The sequence below is a fragment of the Oleiphilus sp. HI0067 genome, assembly GCF_001635735.1.
The window spans coordinates 1-769 of the sequence record NZ_LWFI01001381.1; the positions used below are offsets into that span (position 1 = coordinate 1).

Consider the following 769-nt stretch of genomic DNA (forward strand, 5'->3'; position numbering starts at 1 on the left):
GCAAAACAACTAGATCGAGGAGTGAGCTTGTCTTCGTTGAGTTTGCATCTGGGCTTTAAAGAGACGAGCGGCTTCTACAAGGCTTACAAGCGTTGGTTTGGCCACTCTCCTAAAGCGGTCTCTCGAGATCAAACTAAGAACTAGAAGCTAAAAACTAGGTCAAAGCTAATCTCTTCTCGCGAAATGCCCTAGCCCATTCGGACAGACGTGATCGCAGGATGTTTTAATAACACTTTATTTGCTGCTTTCTCAGCTTTGTCACCAAGATGCAAATGAATGATGTGTTTCTTCTGCGCTACATAACGACCCAATTGAGTAAAGTCGCGGTGAACTCGACGTAAACCCAATAGCCCTGCCTCCCACGTGCAGAAGCCAATCACAAGTCCGCAAAAAATGAGTCCTGCGCTCATGTATTCTGAACTCATTAAACCCAGACCTAAAAAACCGAAAAGCGCGACACCGGACAGGATCAAACCACATATTAAGCCTGACCGCATCGACGGAATCGCATCCGTTTTCAGTAACTCGTTTTCAGCCTTGAGATGATGCGTGTCGACGCCATAGGCGTCGCCGCTCCAAACAGAAATGCTATCCTTCTCTACTCCAGCTTCCATCAACTCGTTTTGAATTAGCTCAACTTCGTCTAAATCGTCTGCCACAAAATACGTGTCTTTCATACGCTTACCCTCGTTCAAAGTAGGATCAGTTCGCAAAAAGAAATACGCTGTAAACGATATTTGCGTTGAGTCATAAAAGTGAATAAATGTAA

General features: G+C 44.9%; 1 protein-coding gene. It reads right to left on the minus strand.

All coding sequences use genetic code 11. From position 1 onward, the window contains the following. Positions 1-188 precede the first annotated feature (188 nt). The coding region (locus tag A3739_RS21895; RefSeq protein WP_231877128.1) for a hypothetical protein at positions 189-769 on the minus strand (581 nt) is incomplete at its 5' end.